Source organism: Pedobacter chinensis, from assembly GCF_003339865.1.
Classification (GTDB): Bacteria; Bacteroidota; Bacteroidia; order Sphingobacteriales; family Sphingobacteriaceae; genus Pedobacter; species Pedobacter chinensis.
On record NZ_QPKV01000006.1, the window covers coordinates 532,540 to 542,963 of the forward strand.

The following is a 10,424-nucleotide window of genomic DNA, read 5'->3' on the forward strand; positions in this document are numbered from 1 at the left end:
CACCATATTTATAACCCATAAATGCACAGTGATATGAACGGAACGCTCCGTATTATTTTCGTAGTTCTTTTTTTAGTTCTAGGCCAGCTGCGTGCTAAAGCAGCTATTGAACCCTATAAAAACTTTTTAAAGGGCAGTATAAAGGCTGGTGATTCACTCCTGGTAAAGGATGAGAAATTCAGAAATCCATCGTTCAACTGGTCTGAAATTACCAACGTTTCAGTTCAAAATGCCATTTCACTGCAAGTGATTGATGAACAAAATATCAGTCGCTCTTTTAGCTGTAGCATGAGGTTAAGGATTGAATATTTCAGCAGTCCGGAGCAAACAATTGCCACAAAAATAGATTCGGTAAAGCTACAGGTAAACTACTCGAAAGAAAATGGAACCGTGTATAACGGTATTGATGTTTATAACTTTACCAATGGCTATTATGTAAAGGTATATGTAGTGTCCATGAACAGTCCGGAGTATGGCCAATCGCTCCCGGCGATACTTCAGTTAACCAGCCAGATCAATATAGACCGTACTTATCTGTTTAAACCCTTTCTGTTTATGGGCATTAACGGCCAATTGGGGCAGGAGGGTTCGGGCGGCATGCAAAGGCTTACAGCAGGAAGCCATGTTAACGGTAAAAACCAGCTCGCGCTTTCATGGGCATTGGTATCTGGCGTACAGGAATATGATATTGAATGGACTTATGTTGATGAGGATTCGGAATGGTGGACAACGGTAAATGGAATTAAGCAATACGGCAATTATTACAGCGAGGAAGTACTGGCTCAGATTTTTAAGAACAACGCAACCAGAATAACAACCAACAAACAAGATTACCTGATTTCGCTGATCAGTAATTCAAAATACATCATGGTGAGGATGAGGCAGGTAAGCTATACTGCAGACGGATTACGGGCTGAGGGACAGTGGTTTTATAAGATGGATGATAATGTCACCTATGCGATATGGGATTTGAACTGGCATGAGCAAAATCTGAATTGGCAATATAGCGCCAGCTACGCCGAAGAAGGGAAGCGGAAAGAGGTGGTGAGTTATTTTGATGGCACGCTACGCGGAAGGCAAACGGTAACACTTAACAACGAAAGTAATGTTGCTGTAGTGCAGGAAAATATTTACGACAGTTTCGGAAGGGCGGCCGCCAGCATTTTACCAGCGCCGGTAAAAGATAATGTGAGCAATCAATATATCCATTATTTCCCTTCTTTCAATGTAAATGGCTCGGGGGTACCTTACAGTTTTTCAGACTTAAACAGCCTTTTATGCGAGCCTGCACCTAATGCACTGGGCACGCAATCGGGTGCTTCGAAATATTATTCGGGTGCCAACGCTTTTTTAGGTTCCGGCAATCCTAATTTTAACAAATACATTCCGAATGCAGGAGGATATCCATTATCGGTTACGCAGTTTACAGGAGATAATACGGGCAAAATCAGGTTACAAGGTGGTGTAGGGCAGGTTTTTCAGCCCGGACAGGCCGAAAAGCACACTACCCGCTATTATTATGATAAGCCAACGCAATGGGAAATCGATCGTATTTTTGGTAATGATGTGGGTTATGCCGAGCGTTATCTGAAAAATACGGTTGTTGACCCCAACGGCCAGATTTCAATCAGTTATTTAAATGCATCGGGGAAAACGATTGCAACGGCACTTGCCGGAAATACGCCTGGCAATGTTGATCCGTTGCCAAACAAACCGGCAGCACAACAGGTATCGCTGCAGGTGCTCAATCCGGCACAGTTTAGTTTTAACAGTACCACTTTGAGCCTTAGCGCCACAACTACCTATACACCTACCGTTACCGGACCCGCAAGTTTAAGTTATGATATCGAAAAACTGGTCAGCCGTTATCCCGGAGGTGCGTTTCAACCCTGCAGCAGTTGCTATTATGAACTGACCATTACTATAACTGATGATTGCAAAAACCTGATTTATCGCAGTACTACACCGCAAACCATTGGCTCAAAAGCCTCTAACGTGGTCGATAATACCAATTGCAACGCGGTAGCGCCGGCAGTAACACCGCTGGCGATCAATTTCAATCAGATAGGAGAATATTATATTACCTTCAACTTCAGGTTGAGCCCCAAAGTGATAGAAGATTTTACCGATAACTATGTTAATGCCGGGCTTACCAACGGTACACTTACCAAACGATCGGCATTTGTGCTCAGCCAGCTACAAAAGCTTAACTTTAATGATTGTTTTTCTGATTGTAAAACCGCACGCCAGCAACTGGGCAATCAGGCCACCTTTGTTGCCGCCATAAACACAAAGATCACCGAGCTTGGCGATAACCCTGCCGGTTACAGCACTTTTGTAAGTGGTTTGTATAGTGTTATTGCCAGCCAGATCACAGCACTTGAAGCTGCCTGCACCACAACTCCGTCATCACCATGTGATGAGTATACAGTTGTAATGCTGGCAGATGTTTCGCCTGGTGGGCAGTATGCACCGGTTAATGCTTTAGGCTCGCTGTCTGAGCCAAACATTAACGTACTTCAACTTCATTTCAGAGCTGCATTTCCTGTTGCCAACCCATCAGATGCCATTTATCAGTCCAATTTGGTCACTCGGGAAAACAACACGATAACCTCGCCTTATGATGCCTCTTTTACGCTTGCCGAACTGGTTAAATACTGGCAACCATCCTGGGCAGAAAAATTTCTGATCTACCACCCCGAATATTGCAAATTGCAGTTCTGCCAGCAGAACAGCGTATCAAAAATATGGGACATCAAACTTGCTGATAAAACTGCAGCTCAAGCGGCTTATGGTTCTGGCAACGCAACCAACTGGCTGTTGAGCATTGATCCGTTTTTTATGCCTGGAGGCGCGGGTGCGGCCTATAGGAATGACATGTTACAGGATCTGGCACAATATTCTGTCAGGGTAAGCGGTATGTACAGTTTAACCAATAAGAGCTTGCTGCAACTGGTTGATTTTACACTATATTGTTCTGATGGGACTGCAACCACCAACACCACACCTAATAGCGATACCTGGAACAATTGCAGCCCAAGCGGAAGCTGCCGTATTCCAGATAGAGAGTGGGAGCTGTACCGTTCGTTTTATCTGGATTTAAAAGAAAAATATTATATACAATTACGCAATAGCACCACTTGTGCCACGGCCTGCACCATTGGCACGCCAATGAGCTTATTGCCTGCTCCAATATGTCAGAACAGAACGATCAGTAATCCGGGCATACAACTTAATGCAACTACCTATCGCACTTTTGATTACATCAACAATACGCAAACCACTTACTATTACATTTCCGGTAATGCATCAAATATCCCTTCTGTTTCTGCTTACTGTAGTTCCGGCACCTCAGGGTTAACATTTAATACCTGCTTAAACCTTAATTTTAACAATAATACCCAAAACCTGACCAATGTTTGGGAAATAGTATGTACCGAGGCCATTCCGGCTGCCTGCCAGTTCCAGGGCACGGCCTATGTTGATGGTGCCTCTTCTCAAAACCAGTTTTATGCCATTTATGGTTCTTACCGATACGATTATACCATTATACAAGGTTATTCATCAGGCAACCAGCCTGTTGGTTATTGTAATGGCATAGCCAACAGCAGCGATATGACCTTTTACGACTGCTATACGGTTTATGTTGGCTCATTGAGCTACCATTATACCAACGTTTGGGTGTCTTTGTGTTATACTTACCTTGGCGGCGGTGGCGGTGGAGGCGGCGGTGGCGGTGGTTGTGTTCCAACCTTGCCTTTTGCCATGGTGGTGGCAGCAAATCTTCAACAGCCAGAGCAACCCTGTGAAGAAACTGTGCAGCTTCAGTCATTGCAAAGTACCAGTTTAAAACTTGCAGCTGATGTAGACAATAATCATGTTTACCTGATCAGCGTAACGGATCCATCCAAAGCAAAAACATCGACCAAATTAAAGGCCAAATTAAAACAACGCTTTGGCAGTTATGTGAAAAAAGATTATTTCGCAATCCGTAACGGAAAAGGCTCTTTTAATATCTACAGAAACGTGTGGGTTGCCAAATTTAAAGAAAGCGATAGTTCTTTAAAAGCCAGACTTATTATGCTGAAGGCACGTCAGTTGGCAAAAAAGGCATCTCCTGATTCGGGAATGGTGGTAACTGGCGCCAAAACAAGCATGGCCAGTTTAACTACCGAAGGTATTAGTGAGGCTCGTGCAATGAGCGAATGCTACAGTACTGATTTTGTTATCTCTGCCACGGGCGCCTATTGTTATGACCCGAACGAGGGAGCAGGAAAAACCTACCATATATCTTTGGCTCCGGGCGTCCAGATCTGTAACCGTTCCTATCAAACTGTAAACGTACTGATAACCTATTATAATGGTATTTCGCAGGTGCTGATGTATGATGTACCACTTGACCCTGTAACCAATACGGCCAACGTATGCATTCCCGATTTCTATACCATCGGCATGTCTGGACCTATATCGGTATGCGGCACAGCTACTGCCTGCGATGGCACACCCACCAGTTGCACAGCCTATGCCGGTAAAACCACCCGTTTCCCAACGTCCGATTTCATTGTTCCAAACATTGGTGGCACCCAGATAGAAGCGCAGCAAGCGGCTGCAATTGCCGCTGCCGTTGCCGAAAACTGTAACGCCAATGCCGGGCAGTGGATGCAGCGCCTGAAAGCCGGCCTTGATGCGGGGGGATATAACCAAACCACCCGGGATAAGCTACGCGATAACCTCATTGAGATTTGTAAACGCGGCGGAGATAAAACCCATCCATTCGGATCGGGCAATATTGCACCAACATCATCCCCGGTTAATATAGATGGTACCAACTGCAGCAGCTTTGCCGAAGTGATTAAAAAGGTATTGGGCATAAGTGCCTTTACCAATGATCTTAACCCATGGATCCTGGATGGTACCTATCCTTACCAACAGCCACAACAGGCTGTGGATGTGATCATCTCGGCCACAAGCCCGGAAATTTGCACCAGACTGAACAATTTGCGCCCATCGGGCATGAGCGATGCCGGTTTTTATAGCTATCTGCAAAACAGCTATGGCAGCGCCATGACCCTGAGCCAGACCGAATTTACGGCGCTGTTGAAAGGCTGCGGCAATTGCAAGTACCTTTTGGCGCAGGACATGAAGCTGCCTGTCTTTTTACAGAACAGTGGGGGCTGTATCTCAAAATCAGATTACAATGCCAGTGTGGCAGCAATTGCAGCCCAGTTTAGCAGCACACCGAACAGCAGCTGGAGCAATTATGAAACCATACTGGCCAACTACCTCAACTACAAGTATGGCTTTACGCTTGGCTATTTTCAGTACATGGCCTTTGCCAGTGATGCCAATAAACAACAACTCTGCAACGAACCCTCTTTTGGTACGGCAGCGGTGGATCCATATGCCTGTGTGAAATCGCTGTTTGAACTGGGCTTTGGCCTTGGCGACAGGGAATACCAGACATACATGGCCGAAGAGCGCCGTAAATTTGTGGCAGCTTATATCGCTACCTGCTCGGCCGCCAGGGCCAGTGCCAGGCTGGATGCCCAACAGCAGATTTACCATTATACGCTGTATTACTATGACCAGATGGGCAACCTGGTGCGCACTGTACCACCTGAGGGCGTGGTGCCACTGGCAGGTACCGAGATCACGGCAGTAAGCGCCCATCGTGAAGGCATGCTGAACAATGATTGCAGCTACAACGGACCGGCCACGGCGGCCAACCGAACCACGGCACTGAACACTTTGAGCGCTGCCCTGAAAAACACGGGCAACAATGCCGTAGAGCTGTGGCTATATGCCAATGCGGCGGGCCCAAGGCAGTTTATTGCGGCCACGCCCGATATGAAATACATGCTGCAGGCCTGCCAGAACGGAAATCTGCTGAGCGTTGATGTGTTCAGCCTGAACCAAACGGCGGCCGATAACGTGAGCATCACGCTGAGCAACCATGTCACGGCCGACATCAGCGACCTGTTGCCGCTGCAAGCCTGGACCCACATCGTGATACAGGGCGCCAACCTGGCGCAGGGCGCTTTACAGATTTGGGTAAACGGAACCCGGTACACGCCGGTGGCGGGCGCACCTTATGCGGGCTGCGGCTGGGCCATAACAGGCGATCCGCTTGCCATGCCAAACAACATGAGCATGTTGAAACACCTGCGGGTGTACCGGAACAGGCTGATGGTGGCGGCTGAGATTGCCGCCAATGCAGAGAGCAAGTGCTTTGCCGCACAGAACACGAGCGGCCTGTCCTGGTACCGTTTCAATGTGCCCGCGGCCGGGGGGCCGACCACCCTCGGCGATGGCAGCACTATCGAGACCCAGTTCAACGGGGTTTATCCGGCGCATGTGCTGGCCACCAGCTACGCCTATAACGCCACGGGCCAGGTGGTGCAGCAGCAAACGCCCGATGCGGGCATCAGTAAGTTCTGGTACGATCAGATCAGTCGCCTGGTCTTCAGCCAAAATGCCAGACAGGCCGTGGGAAAAGATTACAGCTATACCGAATACGATGCTCTTGGCCGCATCACCGAGGTGGGCCAGAAGAAGATGAGCGGCACGGTGCCCGAGGCGGGCCATGTGGCACAGGCCACCCTGAACAGCCTTTTGGCCAGCGGTGCCCGTACCCAGCTCACGCAGACCTATTATGATGCGCCCGCGGTGACCAACGGCATTCCGGCCGGGCTGGCGCAAGACAACCTGCGCAAGCGGGTATCAGCCAGCCTGACGCGCGCCACGCCGACAGGAGCGGTGGAGAATGCCACTTATTACAGCTACGATTATGCGGGGAACGTGAAAACGCTGTACCAGCAGATCAGCGGGCTGGGCGTGAAGCGCCTGGACTATGAGTACGACCTGGTGAGCGGCAAGGTAAATTTCCTGGCCTACCAAAAGGGACAAAACGACCGGTTTTTTTACCAGTATCGGTACGATGCGGAGAACCGCCTCACGGAGGCCTGGAGCGGGGTGGAGGCGAGCCTGTCCGGCCACAGCTTCGGCAGCACATTGTTGGCACCGCACCGCCGGCTGGATGCCAGCTACCAGTACTACCTGCACGGCCCTTTGGCCCGTGTTGAGCTGGGCCGTGAGGGCGGAAAGGTACAGGGCATGGACCATGCCTATACGCTTCAGGGCTGGCTGAAGGGCCTGAACGGATCAGCTTTGGGCGGAACCGACATTGGCGGCGATGGCAGTGTGATCGCCAAAGATGCCCTGGCTTACAGCCTGGCCTACCATACCGGTGATTACAGCCCCATTGGCGGAGGCAATGCCTTTGGGCATGCCTTACAGGGCAACAACGCCCAGCCTGCAGGGCGCAACCTGTACAACGGTAACATTGCCGGCAGCACCTATGCCATTGCGCAGATAGAGGGCGGTGCCACCAGGGGCTACAGCTACGGTTACGACCAGCTGAACCGGATAAAAAGCTTCCGCCAGCATGTGCTGGGAGGCCCGGGCAACTGGAGCTTTGCCACTGCCGGCCAGCGGTTCAAAGAGGATTTCAGCTACGATGGCAACGGGAACATCCTGGCCTTGCAGCGCAACGACCAGAACGGCAACCTGATGGACAACCTGAGCTATGGCTATGACCGCGATGGCAATGGCAGGCTGCTGAACAACCGCCTGGCCACACTGAACGATGCGGCGGGCGTGACCAATGGCGCCGATGTGGGCAGCAGCAGCTATGCCTATGATGAGATCGGCAACCTGAAGAGCGATGCTGCCGGGGGCATCAGCAACATCGACTGGACGGTTTACGGCAAGATCAAACAGGTGACGAAGAGCAGCGGCAACATTGTCTATACCTACGATGCCTCGGGGAACCGTGTGAGCAAAACGGCGGGCGGGTTGAAGACCTGGTACGTGCGCGATGCGCAGGGCAACAGCCTGGCGGTTTATGACAATGCGAACAACAAGAGCAACTGGCGTGAGCAGCAATTGTATGGCAGTGGCCGTTTGGGAATGTGGCGGCCAAACCTTAACTTAGCAGTGGCCAATGGCAGTTCGGTATGGAACAGTTACGGGCTGAAGTTCTTTGAGTTGAGCAACCACCTGGGCAATGTGATGGCGGTGATCAATGACAACCGCACACAAACCGGCAGCACTTACGAGCCGGTTGTGGTGAATGCCAACGACTACTACGCCGGCGGGATGCTAATGCCCGGACGCTCATATACGGCCGGAACGCCATATAGGTACGGTTTCAACGGCAAGGAGAACGACAATGAGGCAAAGGGGGACGGAAACCAGCAGGACTATGGGATGAGGATATACGACCCGAGGATTGGAAGGTTTTTGAGCGTGGACCCCCTAAGTCCAGAATATCCTGAATTGACACCCTACCAGTTTGCCAGCAACAGCCCAATAGCAGCCATAGACAGGGACGGTCTGGAATCTGCAGTGATGATAATCCCGAGGGATGCCAATGTAAATACCTCGGATGTAATTCGCGGATATAATGAAGGTGTTAAGAAAGGCACCATAAGCCTTTTAACCGCCTCGGATGTAAACGACGTTACCGTACTGACAACGATGATGACCAGAAAGGGCCAGGCCATAAATGTTGATGGCAGCCCTGCCACCAGCTGGGACAAGGGGCTGGCGGCCGCAGGTCTGTTCCTGCCTGTTGTTAGTGGGAGCACGCTTTCAAAAGCTTGGAAATGGGGCACCCGTGGTGTTGAATGGTTGACATATGCTTCTAAGGGGGAGAGAGTTGCCGATGCCGTACTGGGCGGGAGCACAGCACTGAGAAGTGCACTGATTAAGGGCGGGGCTGATATGGTAGGCAAAGAGGCGCACCATGTTATCCCGATGGAACTGCTCAAGAAAAACGATGTTGTTGCGGATGCTGTGAATGCCGGCTTTGAGTTTAACGGAAAGGTAAACGGCATCGGGCTCAAGAAATATACAAAGGCGGGGGCGGCAGCTGGGGATGCGGGAACACATGCCAATCATCCCCAATATACTGAAAGAGTTCTTAATAATATTACCGAATGGGCAGATAAAGCAAAAAGAGGAGGAACTTACTCTCCCGAAGCAGCAAAGAAGTTTCTCGAGAATTTTTCGGAGGGACTGAAGAAAACAATTGAGAAAAGTCCCAAAACAAAGGTCAACGACTTGCAGTTCTAACTTGTAATATAATTGGACGGAACCGAAGAAGCTTACTCAAAAGCTTCTTCGGTCGATATGCCAGTGATGCTATTTTCATCCAAAGCTATTTTTAGACTTTGGGATATAAATATGTTTCTAGTAAGAAGCGGTAAGGTAAACATATCTGCATTAATTCTATATTGAGGTTTTATCTTTATCTTCTCGATAAGAATTACAGCCATATCGCCAACTTCTATTGATTTTTGTTCATAATCTTGGTAGGATTTGATAGATATATCCTCTTTCCTGAAACCATATTCTTTTACGTAAAAGCTGGAGTTCTGGTAGTCCAGCCACTGCAGGTCCTCCAGCTTTGTCCCGAGATGCAGCCAGGAGTAATGATACTCCCTGCCATTGTTGTCCTTTACGGTAGCCTGGTTATAGTTGTGTGGGACTATATCAAATCCTTTGACAATGCCTTTCGTCTTTTCGTCAATCAGAAATCCGAGTGCCGAAATCTCTGCCTGCGAAAGGACGTTGGTAAGTTTTGCCTTGGGCTCAAGTTTGTACAGCAGGTCGCTGTCCGCATTTATGAAACTGTTTGATTGTATGCTGTGTGCCAGTTGCTGGTTCAGGCATGACACCTGTGGGAATACCCCCCCAACCTCTTTGTCTGTTCTTGTCTTTATCGAGTAGTACATATAACCACCTAACTTTTTTTGAGTATTTCCTTAATCTTGCTCTTGTCCACGAAGGTATCGAGGAATGCGTAGACCATTTTCCTGTCCTCCTGGGGCAGTTTGTCCACCTCCTGTATGCGCCTTAGCGTCTCGGTGTCCATCTCGATGTCTGAGCTGCCCACCAGACTCACGTGATGCCCCAATCTGCTGTGCAAGGTCAACCTGCGACCAGTCCCTGGCCTTCCTGAGCGTGACTATCTTGCTTCCGATGTTTAATGTATTACTCATATCCAACCGTTGTTACAATGAAAATGTAAATATAAGAGAACTTTATTGCATAAAAAAGCAAGCTCCATCTAGTCGTAGTGTCCCGCTACGACTTTTTAGTGTTCTGCTTTCGTTGTTACATCGTGGCAATGTTTTTTGCCTTGCAGCATGCGAATGGCGGCGAACGGCCACACTGAACGATGCGGCGGGCGTGACCAATGGCGCCGATGTGGGCAGCAGTGGCTATGCCTATGTGGAATTGCAATAGAAAAGTAGAGACCTTTTTATGCAGCTTCTGTTTTTTCCCCAGCGATGGTCTGCCCGGCTTGTTCGGGAGTGTTATAGTCCAATGCTGAATGCCTTCTCTTTCTGTTATACCAG

Annotated in this window: 2 protein-coding genes; one reads left to right on the top strand and one right to left on the bottom strand. The window is 49.2% G+C overall.

Features of this window, described 5'->3' with window-relative positions:
• Window positions 1-33: 33 nt before the first annotated feature.
• Entirely contained in the window at window positions 34-9,135 is a 9,102-nt protein-coding gene (locus DU508_RS16540) for an RHS repeat-associated core domain-containing protein (RefSeq protein WP_115403903.1), read from the top strand.
• Window positions 9,136-9,167: 32 nt separating this feature from the next.
• On the opposite strand, the gene DU508_RS16545 is transcribed toward DU508_RS16540, so the two are convergent.
• Entirely contained in the window at window positions 9,168-9,797 is a 630-nt protein-coding gene (locus tag DU508_RS16545) for a hypothetical protein (RefSeq protein ID WP_115403904.1), read from the bottom strand.
• Window positions 9,798-10,424 lie beyond the last annotated feature (627 nt).

What these genes read in the sequence shown, in the direction of transcription:
- DU508_RS16540 (WP_115403903.1), top strand. Translation starts at nt 34, where the DNA reads ATGAACGGAACGCTCCGTATTATTTTCGTAGTTCTTTTTTTAGTTCTA.
- DU508_RS16545 (WP_115403904.1), bottom strand. Translation starts at nt 9,797, where the DNA reads ATGTACTACTCGATAAAGACAAGAACAGACAAAGAGGTTGGGGGGGTA.